This is a genomic window from Microbacterium yannicii (assembly GCF_024055635.1).
Classification (GTDB): domain Bacteria; phylum Actinomycetota; class Actinomycetes; order Actinomycetales; family Microbacteriaceae; genus Microbacterium; species Microbacterium yannicii.
Window position 1 is genome coordinate 75,818 of record NZ_JAMXMB010000006.1, and the last position, 23,923, is coordinate 99,740.

19 protein-coding genes are annotated in these 23,923 nt (G+C 70.0%); 13 read left to right on the top strand and 6 right to left on the bottom strand.

The genetic code is table 11. The features are described from left to right. The first annotated feature begins 170 nt into the window (after positions 1–170). Positions 171–713 (top strand): MerR family transcriptional regulator, encoded by a 543-nt coding sequence (locus tag NCG93_RS01900; protein WP_194415855.1) that lies wholly within the window; start codon positions 171–173, stop codon positions 711–713. A gap of 59 nt (positions 714–772) precedes the next feature. On the opposite strand, the gene NCG93_RS01905 is transcribed toward NCG93_RS01900, so the two are convergent. After that, positions 773–1,987, bottom strand: coding sequence for a trans-sulfuration enzyme family protein (locus NCG93_RS01905; protein ID WP_372495932.1), 1,215 nt, complete (start codon positions 1,985–1,987; stop codon positions 773–775). Between the two features lie 136 nt (positions 1,988–2,123). Continuing rightward, on the bottom strand, positions 2,124–2,933 hold the full coding sequence (locus tag NCG93_RS01910) for an AAA family ATPase (RefSeq protein WP_194415853.1): 810 nt from the start codon (positions 2,931–2,933) through the stop codon (positions 2,124–2,126). Positions 2,934–3,018: 85 nt separating this feature from the next. Between NCG93_RS01910 and NCG93_RS01915 the strand changes: the two genes are divergently transcribed. The 3 genes from NCG93_RS01915 to NCG93_RS01925 all read left to right on the top strand — a co-directional run bounded on the left by NCG93_RS01915 (position 3,019) and on the right by NCG93_RS01925 (position 9,148). Next, positions 3,019–6,426 (top strand): pyruvate carboxylase, encoded by a 3,408-nt coding sequence (locus tag NCG93_RS01915; protein ID WP_194415851.1) that lies wholly within the window; start codon positions 3,019–3,021, stop codon positions 6,424–6,426. Between the two features lie 75 nt (positions 6,427–6,501). Then, positions 6,502–8,649 (top strand): MinD/ParA family ATP-binding protein, encoded by a 2,148-nt coding sequence (locus NCG93_RS20280; protein ID WP_194415848.1) that lies wholly within the window; start codon positions 6,502–6,504, stop codon positions 8,647–8,649. Positions 8,650–8,656: 7 nt separating this feature from the next. Then, positions 8,657–9,148, top strand: a complete 492-nt coding sequence (locus NCG93_RS01925) for a peptide deformylase (RefSeq protein WP_194415846.1) — start codon at positions 8,657–8,659, stop codon at positions 9,146–9,148. Between the two features lie 90 nt (positions 9,149–9,238). Here NCG93_RS01925 and NCG93_RS01930 read toward each other — a convergent pair whose 3' ends face one another. Next, positions 9,239–11,065, bottom strand: a complete 1,827-nt coding sequence (locus tag NCG93_RS01930; RefSeq protein WP_194415844.1) for an AMP-dependent synthetase/ligase — start codon at positions 11,063–11,065, stop codon at positions 9,239–9,241. A 152-nt stretch (positions 11,066–11,217) separates the two neighbouring features. Between NCG93_RS01930 and NCG93_RS01935 the strand changes: the two genes are divergently transcribed. The 3 genes from NCG93_RS01935 to NCG93_RS01945 all read left to right on the top strand — a co-directional run bounded on the left by NCG93_RS01935 (position 11,218) and on the right by NCG93_RS01945 (position 14,257). Continuing rightward, positions 11,218–12,153, top strand: a complete 936-nt coding sequence (locus tag NCG93_RS01935; protein ID WP_194415842.1) for an ROK family glucokinase — start codon at positions 11,218–11,220, stop codon at positions 12,151–12,153. Positions 12,154–12,155: 2 nt separating this feature from the next. Continuing rightward, entirely contained in the window at positions 12,156–12,845 is a 690-nt protein-coding gene (locus tag NCG93_RS01940; protein ID WP_194415840.1) for a lysophospholipid acyltransferase family protein, read from the top strand. 62 nt (positions 12,846–12,907) lie between these two features. Next, the gene (locus NCG93_RS01945) at positions 12,908–14,257 is read left to right on the top strand and encodes a class II 3-deoxy-7-phosphoheptulonate synthase (RefSeq protein WP_194415838.1); all 1,350 of its coding nucleotides are present in this window, start codon (positions 12,908–12,910) and stop codon (positions 14,255–14,257) included. A gap of 59 nt (positions 14,258–14,316) precedes the next feature. Here NCG93_RS01945 and pknB read toward each other — a convergent pair whose 3' ends face one another. Continuing rightward, a complete protein-coding gene (gene pknB, locus NCG93_RS01950) occupies positions 14,317–16,272 on the bottom strand; it encodes a Stk1 family PASTA domain-containing Ser/Thr kinase (RefSeq protein WP_194415836.1) in 1,956 nt (651 codons plus the stop codon). Between the two features lie 83 nt (positions 16,273–16,355). Then, the gene (locus tag NCG93_RS01955; protein ID WP_194416097.1) at positions 16,356–17,396 is read right to left on the bottom strand and encodes a LysM peptidoglycan-binding domain-containing protein; all 1,041 of its coding nucleotides are present in this window, start codon (positions 17,394–17,396) and stop codon (positions 16,356–16,358) included. 402 nt (positions 17,397–17,798) lie between these two features. Here NCG93_RS01955 and NCG93_RS01960 point away from each other — a divergent pair, with 402 nt between their 5' ends. Next, positions 17,799–18,149: an Rv2175c family DNA-binding protein gene (locus NCG93_RS01960; RefSeq protein WP_194415834.1), complete on the top strand. Its 351-nt coding sequence runs from the start codon at positions 17,799–17,801 to the stop codon at positions 18,147–18,149. A 57-nt stretch (positions 18,150–18,206) separates the two neighbouring features. Here NCG93_RS01960 and NCG93_RS01965 read toward each other — a convergent pair whose 3' ends face one another. Next, a complete protein-coding gene (locus tag NCG93_RS01965) occupies positions 18,207–19,301 on the bottom strand; it encodes a polyprenyl synthetase family protein (RefSeq protein ID WP_194415832.1) in 1,095 nt (364 codons plus the stop codon). Between the two features lie 63 nt (positions 19,302–19,364). On the opposite strand from NCG93_RS01965, the gene NCG93_RS01970 reads away from it, so the two are divergent. The 5 genes from NCG93_RS01970 to NCG93_RS01990 all read left to right on the top strand — a co-directional run bounded on the left by NCG93_RS01970 (position 19,365) and on the right by NCG93_RS01990 (position 23,913). Continuing rightward, the gene (locus NCG93_RS01970) at positions 19,365–19,730 is read left to right on the top strand and encodes an SCO2097 family morphological protein (RefSeq protein WP_194415830.1); all 366 of its coding nucleotides are present in this window, start codon (positions 19,365–19,367) and stop codon (positions 19,728–19,730) included. A 195-nt stretch (positions 19,731–19,925) separates the two neighbouring features. Then, positions 19,926–20,357: a division/cell wall cluster transcriptional repressor MraZ gene (gene mraZ / locus NCG93_RS01975; RefSeq protein ID WP_194415828.1), complete on the top strand. Its 432-nt coding sequence runs from the start codon at positions 19,926–19,928 to the stop codon at positions 20,355–20,357. A 122-nt stretch (positions 20,358–20,479) separates the two neighbouring features. Beyond that, a complete protein-coding gene (gene rsmH / locus NCG93_RS01980; protein WP_194415826.1) occupies positions 20,480–21,448 on the top strand; it encodes a 16S rRNA (cytosine(1402)-N(4))-methyltransferase RsmH in 969 nt (322 codons plus the stop codon). After that, positions 21,445–22,071, top strand: a complete 627-nt coding sequence (gene ftsL, locus NCG93_RS01985) for a cell division protein FtsL (RefSeq protein ID WP_206687852.1) — start codon at positions 21,445–21,447, stop codon at positions 22,069–22,071. Before rsmH ends, ftsL begins: the two co-directional genes overlap by 4 nt. A 57-nt stretch (positions 22,072–22,128) precedes the next feature. Then, positions 22,129–23,913 (top strand): peptidoglycan D,D-transpeptidase FtsI family protein, encoded by a 1,785-nt coding sequence (locus NCG93_RS01990; RefSeq protein ID WP_194415824.1) that lies wholly within the window; start codon positions 22,129–22,131, stop codon positions 23,911–23,913. The last annotated feature ends 10 nt before the right edge of the window (positions 23,914–23,923 follow it).

Below are 23,923 nucleotides of genomic sequence, written 5' to 3' on the forward strand. Positions count from 1 at the left end.
GGACGCGGCGGCCAGGGCCGATCGCTTATCCGGGCCGGTCGCGAGAGCGCAGCGGGTCGTCGAACCCGTCGAGGCGTGCGACACGCCGACCTCCGAACAGCGGATGTCATTGCCGCGAGGGGGAGGCTGATCTAGCGTTGAGGTATCCGATTCCGGAGGGGGGAACGAGCATGACCGGAGACGGTACAGCGGGCGAGCCATTCGGCGCCGAGCTCCTCTTCACCGATGGACTTCCCGCAATGGACGACGAAGTCGGCTATCGCGGTGCCGTCGCAGCGAAGGCCGCCGGCATCACCTATCGTCAGCTCGACTACTGGGCGCGCACCGAGCTCGTCGAGCCGACGGTGCGAGGCGCCAGCGGGTCGGGATCGCAGCGGCTGTACGGATTCCGCGACATCCTCGTCCTGAAGCTCGTCAAGCGACTGCTCGACACCGGCATCTCGCTGCAGCAGATCCGCACCGCCGTGGATCAGCTCCGGGCCTCCGGCATCCGCGATCTCGCCGGCACGACCCTCATGAGCGATGGCGCATCGGTCTACCTCTGCACGTCGAACGACGAGGTCATCGACCTCGTGAGCCGTGGTCAGGGCGTCTTCGGCATCGCCGTGGGCAAGGTGCTGCGCGAGGTCGAGTCGGAGCTCGTGGAGTTCGAGTTCGAGCGGCCCGACCCGATGGACGAGCTCGCGGTGCGCCGCGCCGCCCGCTCCGCCTGAGCCACGCGAGCCCTCGACCTGCGCGAGCGCCCTGCGTCACGTCACGCGAGGCAGCTGAGTCACGCGAGCGCGGTCTCGGCGTTCTCCCGCGCGTCCGCCGTCGCGGTGAGCGCCTGAGCCAGATCGGCGATGAGATCGGCCGGGTCTTCGAGGCCGATCGACAGCCGCACCAGAGCGTCCGACGGCTTCGCCTCCGATGCGACCGGGCGGTGGGTGAGCGCCGCCGGGTGCTGGATGAGCGAATCGACGCTGCCCAGCGAGACGGCGTGGGTGAAGAGCTCGACCGACGACGTCAGCAAGGATGCCGCGGCGAACCCGCCGGTCAGCTCGATGGCGATCATGGCGCCCGGACCCGACTGCTGGGTGCCGACGAGCCCGTCCGGGTCGCTCGCCGCGAAGCCGGGGAAGTGCACGCGGGCGACCTCCGGTCGCGCCGTGAGCCAGTCGGCGACGATGCGGGCGCCCTCCTGCTGCGCCCGCATGCGCACCGGCAGCGTCGCGAGCCCGCGGTGCAGCAGGTAGGCGGCGAGCGGATGCATGATCGCACCGGTGATCGCACGCGTGCGACGCAGCGCCGCGGCCAGGCGCGCGTCGCAGGCGACCACACCGCCCACCACGTCGCCATGGCCGCCGAGGTACTTCGTGGCGCTGTGAAGTGACAGCGCGGCACCCAGATCGAGCGGATGCTGGAGCACGGGCGTCGCGAACGTGTTGTCGACAAGCACGGGCACATCGCCGGCCGCCGCGACCACGGCGCGGATGTCGACCAGCTCGAGCGTGGGGTTCGCCGGCGTCTCGAGCACGACCAGCGCCGTGTCGTCGCGCACCGCCGACGCGACGGCGTCCGGAGCGCAGAAGGTGGTCTCGACGCCGAGCAGCCCCGACGCCAGCAGGTGGTCGGTTCCGCCGTACAGCGGGCGCACCGCGACCACGTGCCGGCGCTGGGACTCGTGGGTCAGCGCCAGCAGCACAGCGGTCATCGCCGCCATGCCGGAGGAGAACGCGACCGACTCCTCGGCATGCTCGAGACGCGCGAGGGCTTCTTCGAACCGCGCGACAGTGGGGTTCCACAGCCGCGCGTAGACGTTGGAGCCCCCCTCGAACGGGTGTCCGCCGGTCGCCAACACCTCGTACGACAAACCGCCCAGTTCGATGTCGGGCAGCGGATTCGTCGACGAGAGCTCGAGGGGGAGAGCGTGCACGCCCAGCGCCGCGAGGTCGTCGCGGCCGGCGTGCACGGCGAGGCTGTCAGGGTGCAGCGTCATCGGTGCCATGGCGATATGGTCAGCGATCGCGAGGCGAATAGCAAGTCGTGATCAGACCAGCGCGCACAAAATGCGCAAAGTGTTCATCTCGTGAGCAGACTGGTCACTCAACTGGGCGCCGGGGCGCGGCATCCGTCGTCCGCTGTCAGGAACGGGTGTCTTCGGCGACCGGGATGCGGCCGGTGCGCATGACGCGGTCGAGCAGCGAGTCGAAGTCCGCCGCGAGCTCCTGAGCCGAGTCGCCGGGCCAGATGTGCAGGGGCTTCGCGGCGCCCTGCGCCTGCTGGAGCGACGTGCGCTCGGGCAGCTGCGGACTCAGCACGAGCGGTCCGAACATGTCGCGCAGCTCTTTGATGCGGAACTGGTGCTCGATCGACTGCGGGCGCACGCGGTTGACCACGATGCCCAGCGGCTGCAGGCGGGGGGAGAGGCCGCGGCGGATCTCTTCGATCGCACGCAGCGCCCGGTCGGCTGCCGCCACCGAGAAGAGGCCCGGCTCGGTGACGACGATCACACGGTCGGAGGCCGCCCACGCGGTGCGGGTGAGGGCGTTGAGCGACGGCGCGCAGTCGATGAGGACGAGGTCGTAGTCGGCCTCGATCGTCGCCAGTGCCTCCTCCATCTTCCACACGTCGCGGACGCTCGGGTGCGGCCCGTCGAAGTTGATGGCCGACGGACTGCCGATCATGACGTCGATGGTGCCCGGATGCACCTTCGCCCAGCCGCTGGAGGTGATGGCCTGGCGGACCGTCTTCTCCTTCGGATTGGCGAGGACATCCGCGACATTCAGTCGACCGGCGACTTGGATGTCCATGCCCGTCGAGACGTCGGACTGCGGGTCGAGATCGACGACGAGCGTGCGGACACCGCGGGCGAAAGCCGCCGACGCGAGTCCGAGAGTCACGGTTGTCTTGCCGACCCCACCCTTGAGCGAGCTGACGGATAGGACGTGCACAAGGCACCACGTTACCGTCCCCTAGGCTGAGAGCACACTCAGCCTGTTCCCCGGGCCCGCCTGCGCCGCCGCACACGGAGGTCGAATGTTCCGCAAGATCCTGGTCGCGAACCGAGGCGAGATCGCCATCCGGGCCTTCCGCGCCGCATATGAACTGGGTGCCCGCACGGTCGCGGTGTTCCCCTACGAAGATCGCGGGTCGCTGCATCGGCAGAAGGCCGACGAGTCCTACGAGATCGGCGAGAAGGGGCATCCCGTCCGCGCCTACCTCGATGTCGACGAGATCGTGCGCGTCGCCAAGGACGCCGGCGCGGATGCCATCTACCCCGGCTACGGCTTCCTCTCGGAGAACCCGGAGCTGGCGGAGAAGGCGGCCGCGAACGGCATCGCGTTCATCGGGCCCCCCGCGAAGGTGCTCGAGATGGCCGGCAACAAGGTCACCGCCAAGCACCACGCGGTGGCCGCGGGCGTGCCGGTGCTGCGCTCGACCGAGGCGTCCGACGACGTCGACATGCTGCTCGGCCAGGCCGACGACATCGGCTTCCCGATCTTCGTCAAAGCGGTCGCCGGCGGCGGCGGACGCGGCATGCGTCGCGTCGAGCGCAAGGAAGAGCTCGCCCCGGCCGTGGCCGAGGCGATGCGTGAGGCCGGGAGTGCCTTCGGCGACGCCCGCGTGTTCCTCGAACAGGCCGTGCAGCGACCCCGGCACGTCGAGGTGCAGATCCTCGCCGACGCGACGGGCGAGACCGTGCACCTCTTCGAGCGCGACTGCTCGGTGCAGCGTCGTCACCAGAAGGTGATCGAGATCGCGCCCGCGCCCAACCTCGACCCGGCCGTCCGGGACGCACTCCACGGGTACGCCGTCGCCTTCGCACGGTCGATCGGCTACGAGAACGCCGGGACAGTGGAGTTCCTCCTGGAGACGGCGGGCCCGCGCACGGGTGAAGTCGTGTTCATCGAGATGAACCCGCGCATCCAGGTCGAGCACACCGTCACCGAAGAGGTGACCGACGTCGACCTCGTGCAGTCGCAGATGCGCATCGCCGCCGGGCAGACGATCGCCGAGCTCGGCCTGACGCAGGACCGCATCCAGCTGCGCGGCGCCGCGCTCCAGTGCCGCATCACGACCGAGGACCCCTCGCAGGGGTTCCGCCCCGACACGGGGCGGATCACCACCTACCGCTCGCCCGGCGGCGCCGGCATCCGCCTCGACGGCGGCACGACTGCGGCGGGCTCGCAGATCAGCCCGCATTTCGACTCGATGCTCGCGAAGCTCACGTGCCGCGGTCGCGACTTTCCGGCCGCCGTGGCCCGCGCCCGCCGCGCACTGGCCGAGTTCCGCATCCGCGGTGTCTCGACCAACGTCCCGTTCCTGCGCGCGGTCCTGGACGACCCGGCGTTCGTCGCCGGCGACGTCAGCACCTCGTTCATCGACGAGCGCCCCGAGCTGCTCACCAGCAACCCGTCCCGCGACCGGGCGACGAAGCTGCTCAACTGGCTGGGCGACGTGACGGTCAACAGGCCGTACGGCGACAAGCCGCTCTCGGTCTCGCCCGGCAGCAAGCTGCCCGACATCGACCTCACGACCGCACCGCCGGCCGGCAGCCTCGCGCGACTGCGCGAGCTCGGCCCCGAGGGCTTCGCCCGCGCCCTGCGCGCCCAGAGTGCGCTTGCCGTCACCGAGACCACCTTCCGTGATGCGCATCAGTCGTTGCTGGCCACCCGCGTGCGCACCCGCGACCTGGTCCGGGTCGGCCCGCACGTGTCGCGCATGACTCCAGAGCTGCTGTCGGTCGAGGCGTGGGGCGGTGCCACCTACGACGTCGCGCTGCGCTTCCTGGCGGAGGACCCGTGGGAGCGGCTCGAGGCCCTCCGCGAGGCCATGCCCAACATCCCGATCCAGATGCTGCTGCGCGGCCGCAACACGGTCGGTTACACGCCCCGCCCCGTCGAGGTGACCGACGCCTTCGTACGCGAAGCGGCCGCCACCGGCGTCGACATCTTCCGCATCTTCGACGCGCTCAACGATGTGTCGCAGATGCGTCCGGCCATCGACGCCGTCCGCTCGACGGGCACTGCGATCGCGGAGGTGGCGCTCTGCTACACCGCCGATCTGCTGGACCCGGCGGAGCAGCTCTACACGCTCGACTACTACCTGGGCCTCGCCGAGCAGATCGTCGAGTCGGGCGCGCACATCATCGCGATCAAGGACATGGCGGGGCTTCTCCGGCCGGCCGCCGCCGCCAAGCTCGTCACGGCGCTGCGCGAGAACTTCGACCTGCCGGTGCATCTGCACACCCACGACACCGCCGGCGGTCAGCTCGCGACGCTGCTGGCGGCCAGCGCCGCAGGCGTCGACGCGGTGGATGCCGCGGCAGCGCCGATGTCGGGAACCACGAGCCAGCCCTCGCTCTCGGCCCTGGTCGCCGCGCTCGCGCACACCGACCGCGACACCGGTCTGGACCTCCAGGCCGTCAGCGATCTGGAACCGTACTGGGAGGCCGTGCGCCACCTCTACCGTCCGTTCGAGTCGGGGCTCGCCTCGCCGACGGGCCGCGTCTACCACCACGAGATCCCGGGCGGGCAGCTCTCGAACCTGCGCCAGCAGGCCATCGCCCTGGGCCTGGCGGACGACTTCGAGCTCATCGAGGACATGTATGCCGCAGCGGACCGGATCCTCGGCCGCATCCCCAAGGTGACGCCCTCGTCCAAGGTCGTCGGCGACCTCGCCCTCGCGCTGGTCGCCGTGCGCGCCGACCCGGCCGACTTCGAGGCGAACCCGCAGAACTACGACATCCCCGACTCGGTCGTCGGATTCATGGCGGGGGAGCTCGGGGATCTGCCCGGCGGCTGGCCCGAGCCCTTCCGCACCAAGGTGCTCGAGGGACGCACGATCTCGATCGATGTGCCGGCGCTCACGGCCGACGAGCAGGACGGCCTCGCCGGCGACACGGCGATCCGCCGCCGCACCCTCAACCGGCTGCTCTTCCCCGGGCCGGCCCGGGAGTTCGAGAGCAACCGCGAGGCGTACGGCGACCTGACGGCGCTCGGCACGCCCGACTACCTCTACGGTCTGAAGCCGGGGGAGGAGCACATCGCCGAGATCGACCCGGGGGTGCAGCTCTACGTCGGACTCGAGGCGATCGGCGAGGCCGACGACAAGGGCTTCCGCACGGTGATGACGACGCTCAACGGCCAGCTGCGCCCCGTGTTCGTCCGCGACCGCAGCATCAAGGTCGAGACCCGGCCGGCGGAGAAGGCCGACACGTCGAAGCCGGGGCAGGTGGCGGCGCCTTTCTCAGGGGTCGTGACCCTCAAATCGGCCGTCGGCGACACCGTGACGGCGGGTCAGCCCGTGGCATCGATCGAGGCGATGAAGATGGAGGCCGCCATCACGGCACCCGTCGACGGCGTGATCGAACGGCTCGCGATCGCCGCAACCGCACAGGTCGATGCCGGCGACCTTTTGGTCGTGATCCGTCCCGCCCAGTAGCCTGGAGGGCGGCATACGCCCCGATATGCGCCCGCGGCACCCTTCCGGCGCCGCCTTCCCAGGAGAACTTTCGCAGTGACGCCCGATCGCACCGAACACACGCCCGACGAACCCGAGAACGGAGTGCTCTCCGAGACGGGAAGCATCGACACCACGGGTCTCGGCATTCTGGGCGGTGCGACGGCGCAGGTGAACGTCCAACTGCCCACCGAATCGGAGGACGACCTCGCGGATGACGACGTCATCGACGACGAGGTGCCCTTCATCATCGAGATCCCGGCCGACGCCGACCTTCCGGTGATCGAGCCGGCGCCCAGCGAGACGTTCTCCACCGACACTGCTGAGGCTGAGATCGTCGAGGCCGCCGCCGACCTCGAGGAGTGGACGGTGGAGGGCGAGGGCTTCGCGCCGTCGCCCCCGGTCGAGGACATCGCCGACGCCGACGAGGTCCTCGAGGCGCTCGAAGCCGGTGACCCGTCGGGCGCCGATGATGCCGACGTGCCGGTGGAGTTCGAGGCTGTCATCCTCCCGCAGCCGGAGGACGAAGCGGACCTCGCCGGCGACACCGCGTGGTCTGCTGCGCATGAGGCCGTCGTGACCGAAGACCTTCCGGTCGGTGTGCCCGTCGATTCTGACGCCGCCGACTCCAGCGGAACTGATTCCCCCGCACCTGATTCGACCGCACCCGCCGATGCGGATGCCGCAGCGACCGATACTGACGAGTTCGGCATCGTGGACTTCGAGGCCGTCGAGTTCGAGGATGGCGAGTTCGACGAAGAGTTCGACCCCGCCGCGTTCGACATCGTGCTCGCGGAGGCCGAAGCCGAGGCTGAAGCCGAAGCGGACGCTGCGGAAGCCGAGGCCGGAGCCGCTGCGGGTGCCGAGGACGACGGCCATGACGACGACGAGGCCGAAGCCGCTCTGGCGGAGAACGCCGCAACGGGAGACGATGTCATCGCGACCGATGACACCTCGGAGGAGCCCATGATCGCGAAGACCCCGGCCGGCGATGACGCGGACGCCGGCAAGACGGACGCCTCGAAGACGGATGCCGCGGCCGCGGCATCCGTTCCCCACAAGTCGCCCGCACCGCCGTCCGTCTCGGCCGCCGCGGCTGCCGCCAAGACCACCACCGGGCAGACTCCGGCCACGCGTCGTGCGGCGAATCACACGGGCGCCCACCCCGTGGTCGAGCGTTCCGCCGTGGAGCGCGCGGCATTCGCCCGCTCCGACGTCGCGCTGACGTCGAAGCGCCTCGGCGAGTTCGAGCCCGATCGCGAGACCGCCGACCTGCTGACCGCCGACCGGCTGCTCGACCCGCACCAAGTGGTCCGGCCCGAGCCGGAGGGCGCCTGGCAGCACTTCGTCTACTCGATCTCGGGTCGGCGCATCAACCTCGGCGACAGCAAGCGCGCGAAGGCGCGCAAGGAGCTCGACCGCCGCATCGCAGCGCCGCTCACCGGCGGTGCGCGGTTCGTACCGGTGCTGTCCCGCAAGGGCGGCGTCGGCAAGACCACCGTCACGGCACTGCTGGGCCAGGCGCTGGCGGATGCGCGCGACGACCGCGTCATCGCGGTGGACGCCAATCCGGACCGGGGCACGCTCGCCGAGCGGATCTCGAGGGACAGCGGCAAGACCGTGCGCGACCTGGTGCGCATCAGTCCCGAGGTGGTCGGCTTCAACGACCTCTCCAACATCGTCGCGCGCGACGAGACCCGGCTCGATGTCGTCGCGTCCGACACCGACCCCCGCGTGTCCGAGGCGTTCAACGATGCCGACTACCGCGACGTCGCTGCCCTCGCCGCGCACTACTACTCGGTCGTCCTCACCGACACCGGCACCGGCATCGTGCACTCCGTCATGGGTGCGACCCTCGACCTGGCCGACCAGCTGGTGATCGTCGCCGGCCTCAGCGTCGACGAGGCGCGCCTGGCGTCCGAGACGCTGACATGGCTCGAGACGAACGGCTACTCCGACAAGGTGCGCAACGCGGTCGTGGTGCTCAACAACGCGCGCCCCGGTCAGCCCCTCGTACAGCTCGACGAGCTCGAGTCGCACTTCCGCACGCGTGTGCGGGCGGTGGTGCGCGTGCCGTACGACCCGCACATCGCGGCCGGCAGCGCCATCGTGTTCCGCGAGCTGCAGCCCGCGACGCGGGATGCGGCGCGCGACCTCGCCGCGACCGTGGTCGAAGGCCTTCGCTCGCTCGCTCCGGCGGCCTGAGGCTCCGATGGCTGTTCGTCCCATCCGTGTCTTCGGCGACCCCGTTCTCACCTCGGTCAGCACCCCGATCGAGACCGTGGACGAGGGTGTGCGCGCGCTCGTCCGTGACCTCATCGACACCGTCGAGCTGCCCGGACGCGCCGGCGTCGCGGCACCGCAGATCGGCGTCGGGCTCCGGGCCTTCAGCTACAACATCGACGGCGACATCGGGTACGTGCTGAATCCCGTGCTCGTCGAGGTCTCGGGCGAGCCCGAGGCGATCGGCGAGGGATGCCTGTCGGTGCCGGGACTCTGGCACGACGCCGTCCGCTATCCCCGGGCGAAGGTCGTCGGGATGGACCTCGACGGCAACGAGCTCGTGCTGGAGGGCGAGGGGCTGCTGGCCCAGGCGCTGCAGCACGAGACCGACCACCTCGACGGCATGCTCTATCTGAAGCGCCTCACGCCCGAAGAGCGTCGCGTCGCGATGCGCGAGATCCGCGAGTCCGACTGGTTCTGACCCCGCCGGGAGCCCCCTCGGCCGCGGGCGAGACCGAGACGACGAAGCCCCGGACCCTGATGGGCCCGGGGCTTCGGCATCCGTCCTCCGCTACGAGAGCGAGACGTTCGTCGTGCTGACGGGCACGGCGTAGAGCTCAGCGATGTCGTCGGCGAAGTCGGCGAGGATCACATTGCGCTTGATGCTCATCTTGGGCGTCAGGTGGCCGCTGCCCTCGGTCCACTCCGTCGAGAGGATCGTGAACTTGCGGATCGACTCGGCGCGTGACACCGACGTGTTGGCGCGGTCGATCGCGCGCTGCACCTCGGCGCGCACGGCGTCGTTCTTCGCCGCATCGGCGATCGGCATGTCGGCGGGCAGGCCGTTGTTGGCCAGCCACGTCGGCAGCATCTCGGGGTCGAGCGTCACGAGCGCCGCGATGAAGGGCTTCTGGTCGCCCACGACCACGACCTGGCTGACGATCGGGTTGGCGCGGATGGGGTCCTCCAGCGCAGCGGGGGAGACGTTCTTGCCGCCGGCGGTGACGATGATCTCCTTCTTGCGGCCGGTGATCGTGAGGAAGCCCTCGTCGTCGAACGAGCCGATGTCGCCCGTCTTGAACCAGTCGCCGTCGAACGCCTCGGCCGTGGCCTCGGGATTGCGCCAGTACTCCTTGAACACGTTGACGCCGCGGACCTGGATCTCGCCGTCGTCGCCGAGGCGGACGCCGACGCCGGGGATGACCGGTCCGACCGTGCCGATCTTCGACTTGCGGGCCTGGTTGACCGTTGCGGGCGCGGTGGTCTCGGTGAGGCCGTAGCCCTCGAGGATGGTCACTCCGAGGCTGTGGAAGAAGTGTCCGAGGCGGGGTCCGAGCGGTGCCGAGCCCGAGACGGCGTAGGCGATGTTCCCGCCCATCGCGGTGCGGAGCTTGCTGTAGACGAGCCGATCGAAGAGCGCGAACTTGAGCTTCGTGCCCAGGGGGATCTTCTTGCCCTCCTGCTGCAGTCGCGAGTGCTCGACGGCGGTGTGGGCGGCGGCGCGGAAGATCTTGCCCTTGCCGCCCGCCTCGGCCTTCTGCTCGGCGGAGTTGTAGACCTTCTCGAAGACGCGGGGTACGGCGAGGAGGAACGTCGGCTTGAAGGAGCCGAGCGCGGGCAGCAGCTGCTTGGTGTCGGGCTGGTGTCCCGTCTTCACTCCGGCGTGGATGTCGAGGATCGAGATGAACCGGGCGAACACGTGGGCCGTCGTGATGAACAGCAGCGTCGAGGCGCCCGGAGTCGCGAAGACCTCCTGGTTCGACAGCGTCGCGTTGCGCGTGAGCTCGACGAAGTTGCTGTGGGTGAGGACGCACCCCTTCGGGCGGCCGGTGGAGCCCGACGTGTAGATGAGGGTGGCGATGTCGGCGCCGTTGGCGAGGTTGCGTCGCCGTTCGATCTCGTCGTCGGAGACGCTCGCGCCCTCAGCGATGAGCCGGTCGAGGTCGCCGCTGTGCATCTCCCAGGCGGAGCGGATGAGCGGCAGCTCGTCGCGCGCCTCCGCGAAGCGGGCGGTGTGCTCCGGCAGCTCGGTGATGAGCGCGATCGCACCGGAGTCGGTGAGGTTCCATGCGATCTGACCGGTCGAGCTGGTCTCGTAGATCGGCACCATCACGGCGCCGGCATAGAACAGCGCGAAATCGACCAGGGTCCAGTCGTACGTGGTGCGGGCGATGAAGCCCACCTTGTCGCCGGGCGCGATGCCGCCGGCCACGAACCCCTTCGCGAGCGCGATGACTTGCTTCTGGAACTCGGCGGCGGTGATGTCGCGCCATCCGTCACCATCGGGCACGGCGAACAATGCGCGGTCAGGGGTCGCCTTGACGCGCTCGACCAGCAGGTCGGTGATGTTCGCCTGCGGATCAGCGGGGACGATGGCGGGGACTTCGAACTGGACCACGGCAGCTCCTTCGGTACCGGACGACTGAATCTCGGGTGGATCTCACCCGAGTCTAATCGGCCGTCACACGCCCGCCGGTGGCGGCTGTGGACGGGGACCGCCTCGGTAGACTTCACGGGCTGTCGTACGTGCGGCGGCCGGAGAGGGAGATCGTGCTCAAGGTCGGTATCGACATCGGCGGAACCAAGATCGCGGGAGGCGTCGTCGATCAGGACGGCCACATCGTCGAGCAGCTCCGCGTCGACACCCCGAGCGACACCGACGCCCTCGCGCAGGCCGTCGTCGACATGGCCCGCTACTTCCGGGCGGCGCACCGCGTCGCCGCCGTGGGTGTGGCGGCAGCGGGATTCATCGACCGAGACCGCGCCACCGTCATCCACGCGCCGAACATCGACTGGCACAACGAGCCGCTGAAGGCGACGCTCGAAGACGGCATCGACCTTCCGGTCACCATCGAGAACGATGCGAACGCCGCCGGGTGGGCCGAGTTCCGCTTCGGGGCCGGACGCGGCGTCGACCACATGATCATGCTGACGATGGGGACCGGGGTCGGCGGCGCCATCGTCCTCGACGGCCAACTCTTCCGCGGCGGACACGGCATCGCCGCCGAGCTCGGTCATACCCGCTTCATCCGCGACGGTCTTCTGTGCGGCTGCGGACAGAGGGGATGCCTCGAGCAGTACGCGTCGGGGCGTGCGCTGCAGCGCGAGGCCGGTGAGATCGCCGACGCGGGCGGCATCGGCGCAGCGCTTGCGGCTCACCGCGACCAGCACGGCTCGATCAGCGGACCGGCGGTGTCACGACTCGTCCTCGCGGGCGACGCCGGCGCCGCCGAGGCCCTGCGTCGCGTCGCGACGGCCCTCGGGGAGGCGTGCGGCGGGTTCCAGGCCGTGCTCGACCCCGAGCTCTTCGTCATCGGCGGCGGCGTCGCGCAGCTCGGCGACGCACTGCTGGAGCCCATGCGCGTGGCGTACGAGCGGTCGCTGCCCGGCTACGGCGACCGGCCCATCGCGACGTTCGCGATCGCGAAGCTCGTGAACGACGCGGGCCTCATCGGCGCGGCGGACCTGGCGGGCACCGAGGCATAGCGATGTTCTACTGGCTGATGAAGTACGTGGTGATCGGGCCGATCGTCAAGGCGATCTGGCGCCCGTGGATCGTCGGCCGCCGCAACGTCCCCGCCGAAGGTGCCGCGATCCTCGCGAGCAACCACCTGTCGTTCGTCGACTCGGTCTTCCTGCCGCTGATGCTCGACCGGCGCGTGGCGTTCCTGGCCAAGAGCGACTACTTCACGGGCAAGGGGCTCAAGGGCATGGCCACTCGCATCTTCATGAAGGGCACCGGCCAGCTCCCGATCGACCGCTCCGGCGGCAAGGCCTCGGAGGCCTCGCTCAACACCGGGCTGCAGGTGCTGGGCAGCGGCGAGCTGCTCGGAATCTATCCCGAGGGCACGCGCAGCCCCGACGGCAAGCTGTATCGCGGCCGCACCGGCATCGCGCGCATGGCGCTCGAAGCCCACGTGCCCGTGGTGCCGGTGCTCATGGTCGACACCGACACGATGATGCCGATCGGCACCACCGTGCCGCGCATCGTGCGAGTCGGCATCGTCATCGGTGAGCCGCTCGACTTCTCGCGCTTCGCCGGCATGGAGGGCGACCGCTACATCCTGCGCTCGATCACCGACGAGATCATGGTCGCACTGCAGCGGCTGGGCGAGCAGGAGTACGAGGACGTCTACGCCTCGACGGTGAAGGATCGCCTGAAGAAGAAGCGCTCCTGACGGCCCGGCGAACGAGCGTCACGCGGCGCCGGCCGTCGGCCCGCCACGGCTAGACTCGAGGGATGCTTCAGCAGCTCGACGCACTCGACCACTGGCGGACCCTGCCCATCAAGCAGCAGCCGCAGTGGTATGACGCCGAGCTGGTGGCGGCCACATCTGCAGAGCTCGCCACGCTGCCCCCGCTGGTGTTCGCGGGCGAGGTCGACAACCTGCGCGACCGCCTCGCCCGGGCGGCCTCGGGACGTGCGTTCCTGCTGCAGGGCGGCGACTGCGCCGAGACCTTCGCGGGTGCCACCGCCGAGCAGATCCGCAACCGCATCAAGACGGTGCTCCAGATGGCCGTCGTGCTCACGTACGGCGCATCGATGCCCATCGTCAAGATGGGCCGCATGGCCGGCCAGTTCGCCAAGCCCCGCTCCAGCGACACGGAGACCCGCGGGGACGTCACCCTCCCCGCGTACCGCGGCGACATCGTGAACGGCTACGACTTCACCGAGGGCTCGCGTCAGGCCGACCCGCAGCGTCTGCTGAAGGGGTACCACACGGCGGCTTCGACCATCAACCTCATCCGCGCGTTCACGCAGGGCGGCTTCGCCGACCTTCGCGAGGTGCACTCCTGGAACAAGGGCTTCGCGCAGAACCCGGCGAACCAGCAGTACGAGCGCCTGGCGACCGAGATCGACCGCGCCATCCGGTTCATGGAGGCGGCCGGCGCCGACTTCGACGAGCTCAAGCGCGTCGAGTTCTACACCGGCCACGAGGGCCTGCTGATGGACTACGAGCGGCCAATGACGCGGATCGACTCGCGCACCGGCACGCCGTACAACACCTCGGCGCACTTCCTCTGGATCGGCGAGCGCACGCGCGACCTCGACGGCGCGCACGTCGACTACTTCTCGAAGATCCGCAACCCCATCGGCGTGAAGCTCGGACCGACGACCACGCCGGAGACGGCGCTGGCCCTCATCGACAAGCTCGACCCGAACCGCGAGCCGGGCCGCCTCACGTTCATCACCCGGATGGGCGCGGGCAAGATCCGCGACGCGCTGCCCCCGCTGCTGGAGGCCGTGCGCGACTCGGGTGCCACGCCGCTGTGGGTCACCGACCCGATGCACGGCAACGGGATCACCACGCCGACCGGCTACAAGACGCGTCGCTTCGACGACGTCGTGGACGAGGTGCGCGGCTTCTTCGAGGCGCACCGCGCGGTCGGCACCTTCCCGGGCGGCATCCACGTCGAGCTCACCGGCGACGACGTCACCGAATGCCTCGGCGGGTCCGAAGAGATCGACGAGGCCGCTTTGGCGACGCGCTACGAGTCGCTCTGCGATCCGCGCCTGAACCACATGCAGTCGCTCGAGCTGGCGTTCCTCGTCGCGGAGGAGCTCGAGAAGCTCACCGCGCGCTCCTGACGACGCCGAAGATCCCGGATGCCGCGGCCCGCGGCATCCGGGATCTTCTCTGTTCTCGGTCAGAGTGCGGCGGCGATCCGCAGGGAGATCACGGTGCCCCGCGGCTCCAGGTCCTCGGCGTCGGGCTTCTGCGACTCGACCTGTGTGAACGGGTCGGGGAAGGCATCCCAGCGGTCGTCGTAGTCGATCGTGAAGCCGGCATCGGTGGCCGCCTGGCGAGCCTCGGCGAGCGTCATGCCGACGAGATCGGGGATCGCGAACAGCGGGGGACCGGTCGACACGACCAGGGTCACCGTGTCGCCGGGGGCGAGCCAGCCGCCGTCCTCCTTGCCGATCACGCGGATGACGCGCCCCTCGTCCACCGAGTCGCTCGCCTCGGTCTGACTGGGATCGGCGACGGTGAGCCCGAGGCCCTCGAGGGTGCTGCGCGCCTTGCCCTCGCTCTCGCCGGCGACGTCCGGCAGCGGGCCGAGCGACACCTGGAGCCAGGCGCTGTCGCCCTGGTGGACCGTGCAGCCGTCGATGCACGGGACGTCCTGCGACCCGTCGTCGGGAGCCCCCGCCGGCCGGACGAAGGCGCCGACGACCGTACCGGCCGGCGCATCCGTGAAGAACGTGGCGCTGTCGTCCGCGACCGAGACGGACTGCCCCGTGAAGGTGGCGCGCGCGTCGTCCTCGGACATGCCTGCGAAAGCGGTGAACGTCGCCTCTGCGGGACCGAGCGAGACGAATACGTTGATCTCGGAGGACTTCTCGACGCGTGTGCCCTGCGGCGGATTGGTGCGGATGACCTGCCCGGCAGCCACCTCGAGGCTGTTCTCGCCCTGCTGGACCGCGATGAGGGAGTCCTCTTCGAATATGGCGGCGGCCTCTTCGAAAGACTTTCCGGTGACATCGGCGACGGCGACGAGGGAGCCGGGTCCGGAGCCGAACCACCAGCCGAGCCCGCCGGCGAGCGCCGCCAGCAGCAGCACCAGGACGATGAGCCACGCTCCGCGGGAGCGGCGGCGCTGGGTGGCGCGGCGCAGGCGGCCGGCGTTGTCGACCTCCTCCATCGCGGCGGTGGGGCCGGTCGCGACGCTCGGCAGCACCGCGGTGAGCTCGCCCGTGGGCGTGACCTCGTTGCGCACGACGCCGATCGGGCCCGTCCGGGTGACAGTGGGCGAGATGCCGAGCTCGCGCTCGATGTCGCGCAGGCGCTGCAGCATCTCGCGGGCGTCGATCGGTCGCTCGTCGGGCGACTTCTCGGTCGCCCACAGCACGAGCTCGTCGAGCTGCTCGGGCACGCCGGGGTTCTTCACGCTCGGCCGGGGCACCGAGTCGGTCGCATGCTGGAAAGCGATCTGCATCGGCTGCTCGCCCTTGTAGGGCTGCTCACCGGTGAGCATCTCGTAGAGCATGATGCCGATGGCGTAGATGTCGCTGCGGGCATCGGCGGTGCCGCGGGTGACGAGCTCGGGAGCGAGGTAGGCGATCGTGCCGAGCAACTGCGCGCCGGATGCGGTGTTCGCCGTCGTGGCACGCGCGAGCCCGAAGTCTCCGATCTTGATCCGGCCGTCTTCGGCGAGGAGCACATTCTCGGGCTTGACGTCGCGGTGCACGATGCCCGCCTTGTGTGCGGCCGCGAGACCCGAGAGGACCGCGTCGAGAATCGACACCGCCTGCGGCACGGTGAGCCGGCGCTGCTCGCGGAGGAGCTCGCGCAGCGTGATGCCGGGGAGGTACTCCATGACCAGGTACGCCATATCGCCGTCCTGGCCCTGGTCGAACACGTTCACCACGTTCGGATCGGCCAGGCGGGCGGCGGCGCGGGCCTCCTGGATGAACCGGCTCTGGAACACCGTGTCGTCGCTGAGATGGCCATGCATGACCTTGAGCGCGATGCGACGCTCGAGGCGCAGATCGGTGGCGACGTAGACCGTCGCCATGCCGCCGCGCGCGATGCGAGCACGCACCCGGTACCGGCCGTCGACCAGACGGCCGATCAGCGGGTCCGTCTGCTGACTCGTGCTCACGCTGAGAGTCTACGGACGCGGGCCCGCGAGCACGCGGAGCGCCTCACCCGGCGAGATCGTAATGTGACGGTTCCTCAGCGCGATCAGCGGAGCGCGGCGAGCCATGCGTGCGCCGACGTCTCCCACTGCGCGTAGGCGTCGGGATACGCCGAGATCTGCACCGCCTGGGCCGCCTGCGTGAACGTCAGCCCCTCCCAGCCGGGGATGTCGAGGAGCCCGCGTGTGCGGGAGCCGTTCGGATCTCCCGAGCCGCCGAAGAACGCGCGGGTCGCACGTGCAGCGTCCTGCACCTCGGCCTCGGTGCCCCAGCCGTAGCTCGGCCGCTGCTGGAACAGTCCGAGCGAATCCCGGTCTCCCCAGGTCACGTTGCGCAGCGACGACTCCTGCATCGCGGTGCCGAGTGCGATCGCGATGCCGTGGTCCGACACTCCGAGCTCGCGGCCGATGCGCACGATCAGCTGCGCGTTGGCGACCTGCTCGGCGGTCAGTCCGGGAACGGACGGCGCGGATGCCGGGATCCTGAGCGTCTGCCCGGGGTAGATGATCGACGACCGGGCGAGGCCGTTGGCGGAGAGCACGGCATCGATCGTCACACCGTAGCGATGGGCGATCGCGCTGATGGTGTCGCCCGCGACGATGGTGTGACTGCCGGCGGCCGGCGCACTGGGCGCGGGAGCCGGTGCGGGCGCGGGTGCCGGCGCCGGAGCGGATGCCGCGGGCGCGGCGGCGCCCGGGATCGTGAGGGTCTGGCCGGGGTAGATGATCGACGACCAGCCCAGCCCGTTGGCGGCCAGCACGGCATTGGTCGTGAGACCGTGGCGCTGCGCGATGGCGCCGACGGTGTCGCCTCGCTGCACCGTGTAGGCGCCACCCGTGGGCGCGGGCGCCGGGCTGGCCGGCGCGGGCGCAGCGGCGCCCCCGGCGAGCTTCAGCACCTGGCCGGGGTAGATCGTCGAGGACCATCCGAGTCCGTTGAGCGCGAGCACATCGGTGGTGCGCAGCCCGAAGCGCGCGGCGATGCGGCTCACGGTGTCGCCGGGTTGCACGGTGTAGCTCGCCGGCGCCGTCTCCGCGGCCACGCGGGCAGCGGCGGGTGCGGCGATCGTCGCCGCGGGCGCGGCCATCGCCGCCCTGGGGTCGGAGACGGTCGGCACGGCGGCCGCCCCGGGCCGCATGGCGCGGGCGTCGCGGTCGGCACTTCGTCCGGCGGCATCCACGGTGCTCGGATGTCCTGTCGCCGCATGCCCTGTCGCTGCGTGCGCGGGGACGGCCGACAGCGTCAGCGCGATCGAGCCCGCGAGGGCGACCGGGACGCCGAGAAGCGCCCGCGACGAGGCGGCGCTCCGATCGACCCTGTTTCTTGTACTCCGGACCTGTCGCACGAGTTTTCCCCCCTCAGCCGACTCCGAAAACCGTGTCACGGAAGTCGATTGGTGTCAACGGGTGCTATAAGAAGTGGCTGATGTGACTGGTGTGGCCAGAGTGTGAGCGACGCGTCCACGAGGCGATCTGAGATAGTTGGTCTCGTGACCTCTGACGACGCCTCCCGCTTCGAGACCGACTGGCTCACCCTTCCCGATCTGGTGGAGGTGCTGGGCGAACCGCTGGGCAGGGTGCGGCGGATGCTCGACGAGTTCCAGCTCGTCGGATCCAAGCGGGACGGCGTCCTGAAGGTGCCGTCCGTCTTCATCGTCGACGGGCACCCGCTGCCGTCGCTGCGGGGTACCGTCTTCGCGCTCCACGACGCCGGGTTCTCGGACGACGAGGCGATCGACTGGCTGCTCACGCCTGAGGAGTCCATCGGGATGCCGCCGATCGAGGCGCTCCTCGCCGGCCGCAAGAGCGAGGTCCGCAGGGTCGCGCGCACGGTGCTCTGACGCTGGCGTCACGTTCCGCCCGGCCGCGTCGCGCAGCCCTCGGGGCGCACCCAGGCTTCAGGTGGTGCGCACGGTCGCCGCGCGAGCCAGATCCCGCAGCTCGCCCACGGCGGCGTTGCCCAGGCGCGCCCCTGACAACGCGTGGTCTGCCTCGCGGGCGTAGTCGGCGATGAGGCGCTCGACGCGGTCGAGCGCGCCGGTATCGACGATGGTCTGCTGCAGTGCCGCAATCTGCCCCGCGTCGAGGTCGGGCTGTCCGATCATCTCATCGACGAGGCGCCGCGCGCCCGGCGCGAGCGCCTCGCGGGCATAGGCCACCAGGACGGTGCGCTTGCCCTCGCGGAGGTCGTCGCCCGACGGCTTGCCGGTGGCGGCCTCGTCGCCGAAGACACCCAGCACGTCGTCGCGCAGCTGGAACGCCATTCCGAGCGGATGCCCGAACGCGGCCAGCGCCGCAGACTGGGCGGCATCGGCTCCTGCGAGCGCCGCGCCGATGGCGAGCGGCTGCTGCACGCTGTAGCGCGCCGACTTGAAGGACGCCACGCGCAAGGCGCGCTCGGCGTGCCGTTCGTCGGGCGCGGTGACGAAGGCCGACTCCTCGGCGATGTCGAGGAACTGGCCGAGCGTGACTTCCCGGCGCATCAGCGCGTACTCGCGGCGGGCAGCGGCCGCACGTTCGGGCGAGGTCTCGGCGAGTCCCTCCTCGAGGAGGTCGTCGCTCCACGCGACGAGGAGGTCGCCGAGCAGGATCGCCCCTGACCGGCCGAAGGCGTCGGCGTCCCCGCGCCACCCGGAGTCGCGGTGCCCTGCCTCCAGCGCACGGTGCGCCGACGGGCGGCCGCGGCGCGTGTCGGAGTTGTCGATGAGGTCGTCGTGCACGAGCGCGGCGGCATGGAAGACCTCGAGCGCCGCCGCGGCGGCCAGGACCGGGTCCTGGCTGTCTCCGGTCGCCGTCGACGCCTCCTCCACAGCCCTCCACCCGGCGATGCAGAAGCGTCCGCGGAGGCGTTTGCCGCCGGTCGCCGCGTCCGCCGCGGCCGAGATGAACCTCGCTGCCTCGGCTCCGGCATCCGTCACGCTGTCGCGGTGTGTCGAGATGAAGATGTCCACTCGCTGAGAAATGGCTTCGATCGGCTCTGCGAGTGCTGACACGGGCCTAGCCTAGTGACGAACGGCACGCGTACAATCGAGCCACCGAAGTACAGAGGGGGATGCATGCCACTCTCCGAACAGGAGCAGCGCCTGCTGGACGAGATGGAGCGCCATCTCATGCGCAACGACGCGGATGTCGTCAGCGCGCCCCGTGACGGACGCACCCTGAGCTATCGAAACATCGTGTACGGCACGATCCTCGTGCTGCTGGGGCTCGGCGGTCTGATCGTCGGGGTCTCGCAGCAGTTGATCGTCGTCGGCGTGATCGGCTTCGTCGTGATGCTGGGCGGAGTCCTCCTCGCCGTCACGCCGGGCCGCGGACCGGGCAAGATTCCGACCGAGCCCGACCGGCCGGCAAAACCACAGAATGCCTCCTCGTTCATGGACCGCATGAACGACCGATGGGACAAGCGGCAAGGCGAGCGCTGAGCGCCGCCGGCTGAATCCGAGCGAGAAGCACCGACCTCCGGGTCGGTGCTTTTTTGTTGTCCGCGCGCCAGGTCTCGAGCGCCCGTCGGGGTACGCGGGGGAGTGTTCGGCGATCCTTCGGTAGCGAAGTGGAGGAGAGTGGAGTAAAGTGGCGCATAACCCGGGGGGGCCGGACGAAGGGGGTGTGATGTACCGATGCTTTTGGGCACGCACACACCCAAGCTCGATGACAAAGGTCGCGTCATCCTCCCGGCGAAGTTCCGCGACGATCTCGGTGGGGGTGTCGTCGTGACGCGCGGGCAGGATCGCTGCCTGTACGTGTTCAGCGAGAAGGAGTTCGAACGGGTGCACGACCGCATCCGTGAGGCCCCGCTCGCGAACAAGCAGGCACGCGACTTCCTGCGCATGTTCCTCTCGGGTGCCAGTGCCGAGAAGCCCGACGGTCAGAACCGCATCACGATCCCCCCTCCGCTGCGCGCATACGCCGGTCTGGAGCGCGACCTCGTCGTCACCGGCGTAGGCGCTCATGCCGAGATCTGGGACGCCACGGCATGGAACACCTACGCCGAGGCCAACGAAGAGACATACGCCGAGCTGGAGCAGGAGGTGATTCCGGGCCTGTTCTGAGGCTCCTGTCGCCTGAGCCCTGACTCCCAGCCGCTCCCGCCCTGTCGCCACTTCCCCGGTGCCAGGTCAGAGCGGATGGGGATCAGGACCCAGGGGACACGTCCTCGGAGGCCCTGCCGATCATGAACCTGCGCGACATCCACACCCCGGTCATGCTCGAGCGCTGCCTCGAGCTGCTTGCTCCCGCGCTCGAGCGCGAGGGTGCCGTCTTCGTCGATGCGACGCTCGGCATGGGCGGACACTCCGAGGCGTTCCTCGAGCGTTTCCCGCACCTTCACCTCGTGGGCCTCGACCGCGACACCGACGCGCTGCGCATCGCAGGCGAGCGCCTCGCGCGCTTCGGCGACCGCATCACGCTCGTCCACACCGTGTACGACGGAATCGCGGATGCCGTCACCTCGAGCGGTTTCGCCGCGGCAGACGGCATCCTGTTCGATCTCGGCGTCTCGTCGCTGCAGCTCGACGTCGCCGACCGCGGCTTCGCGTACGCGCAGGATGCCCCGCTCGACATGCGCATGGACCAGTCGGCGGGCACGACGGCCGCCGACATCCTCGCGAGCTACGGCGAGGGCGATCTGCGGCGCATCTTCGAGCGCTACGGGGAAGAGAAGCTGGCCGGCCGGTATGCCCGCGCGATCATCGCGGCCCGGGCTCAGGAGCCGATCGAGCGGTCGGGCCGGCTCGTCGAGATCCTGCAGGCGGCGACCCCGGCGGCGGTGCAGCGCACCGGCCACCCCGCCAAGCGCGTGTTCCAGGCGCTCCGTATCGAGGTCAATCGCGAGCTCTCGGTGCTCGAGCGCGCGATTCCTGCCGCCTTGGACATCCTGCCGGTCGGCGGGCGCGTGGTCGTGCTGTCGTATCAGTCGCTCGAGGACCGCCTGATCAAGCGTGCGCTCGCCGAGGCATCCGCTTCGACCGCGCCCGCGGGCCTTCCGGTCGAGCTGCCCCAGCACACCCCCAGATTCCGACTGCTCGTCAAGGGTGCCGAGCTCGCCACCGACGAGGAGCGCGCGGTCAACCCGCGTGCGACGCCGGTGCGCCTGCGCGCCGCCGAGCGCATCAGGCCCGAGCACGCGAAGGGTGCGGCATGAGCACGATCGCCAACGCCACGACAGCGGCCAATCTCTCTGGGCCGGCTGCGCGCCGCCCGATCGGCGGTGCGGCACCGGACCGAGCGGATGCCCCGCGCCGGCGCCTGCAGGCCGTCGACGCACCCGCCCGCCGCCGTCGGCCCAAGCTCTTCTACGGGATCGTGGCCGTGCTCGGCGCCTTCCTCATCGCCGGCGCTCAGATGTCGCTGTCGATCATGACGACCCAGAGCACATACGAGCTCGCCGCGCTCTCGAAAGAGCAGCGGGATCTCACCTACCAGAAGCAGATCCTGTACGACGACGTCGCGGGACTGAGCTCGCCGCAGTATCTCGCCGCGAACGCCGCCGCACTCGGCATGGTGATCAACGAGGCGCCGAGCTACCTCCGGTTGAGCGACGGCGCGATCCTCGGTCCGTCCGAGGTGGCGATGGGTTCCTCTTCGGTCGACGCCATCGGGCGCGGCGCGGTCGCGAACGCCCTCATCACCGACACGCCTCTCGTCACCGTCCCCGACGCCACCATCGACGGCGTACCGGTCGAGGTGGCCGAGACGCCGGACGGCGGAGTCGGCAACACTCCGCCGCCGCTCACCGACGGACTGCCCACTCCGAGCACACACTGAACCGACGGCACCGCCGGCGGTCGACACGAGAACGCGAGACCAGAGCACGAGACGCACATGACGACACGAAGCACGAGAAGTCCCCGCCGCCGCACCGTCGTCGCCCTCGCCGTCGTCCTCGCCGTCCTCGCCGGCTTCATCGTGCGCCTCGTCGACATCCAGGTCGTGAACGCCGACGACCACGTGAAGGACTCGCTCAACACCGCCTTCGCCAGCCAGCAGACGCTCTACGGCACGCGCGGCGCCATCGTCGATGAGAACGGCCAGGTGCTGGCCGGCAGCATCCTGCAGTACGACTGTCAGCTCTCGCCGCTGCTGATCAGGCAGACCGACGCTTCTGTGCTCGAAGGCGAGTCGAAGTCCAGGCTCTGGGCGGACGTCTCGAATGACGTCGCCCGGATCACCGGACAGACGCCGGAGGAGGTGCGCGGCATCGTCGCCGCCGCGCTCGCGGAGAACCCGGACTCGGAGTTCGCCTACCTGAAGAAGAGCGTGTCGACGGAGACGTTCCGGGAGCTCGCCGACCTCAAGGCGCCCTACATCACGTGCATGCCGCATCCGGCGCGGGCCTACCCCGACGGCGCGGTCGCCGGCAACCTCGTCGGCTTCGTCGGCACCGACGGGAAGCCGCAGGAGAGCCTGGAGCGCTCGCAGAACGACTGCCTCGCCGCCACGAACGGCACTCGCACCTACGAGAAGGGCAAGGACGGGGTCGTGATCCCCGGCACCGAGGTGGAGACCCCCGCGACCGACGGCGGCACGCTGGAGCTGACCATCAACCGAGACCTGCAGTGGTATCTGCAGCAGCTCATCGCCGAGCAGACGCAGAACATGGTCGCCCAGCACGGCTCGATCCTCGTGTACGAGGTCAAGACGGGCAAGGTGCGGGCCGCCGCCGAGTACCCGACCGTCGACCCGAACAACGTCGACGCCACCGACGTCAAGGACCGCACCAGCCAGATCTTCCTCGGCACGTTCGAGCCCGGATCGACGTTCAAGGGCCTCACTGCGGCGACCGTCATCGACGCCGGAGGGCAGACCCCCACCTCGACCGTGGTCGCCTCCAGCGAGGAGCACTTCGCCGACGGGGCGCGCGTGCGCGACTCGTTCAAGCACCCCGCGAACACCTACACCCTGACCGGCGTGCTCATCGACTCGTCCAACGCGGGCATCTCCAAGTTCAGCGAGAAGGTCGACAAGCAGACGCGCTACGACTACTTCCAGCGCTTCGGCATCGGCCAGGGCACGGGATCCGGGTATCCCGGCGAGGAGAACGGCCTGGTCTATCCGGCCGACCAGTGGGGTGCGCAGACGACGTACAACACCTCGTTCGGGCAGGGTGTGACCACCACGATGCCGGAGCTCGCCCGCGCGTACGGCGCGATCGTGAACGGCGGCGTCCGCATGCCGCTGCAGATCATCGAGTCCTGCACCAAGGCGGACGGCACCGTCGTCGAGCCCGAGGTCGGCGACCCCGAGCGCGTCATCAGCGAGAGCACCTCGGCAGAGATGCGCCAGATGCTCGAGAACGTGTTCCTGCAGGCGCCCTACGCCAAGACCGTCGCGATTCCCGGATACCGGATCGGCGGCAAGACCGGCACCGGCGAGAAGAGCGACGGCAACGGGGGCTACAAGCAGGGCGTCTACTACACGACCATGGTCGGTTTCGCTCCCGCCGACGACCCTCAGTACGTGGTCGTCGTCACGCTCGACGAGCCGACGAAGGTAACATCGTCTGCGGCCAACGCGACCGCGTTCCAGAAGGCCATGACCCAGGTTCTCAAGACCTACCGCGTCATGCCCTCGACGACGTCGCCGGAGCTGCTGCCCAAGTTCGGGTAGTCTCCCCACC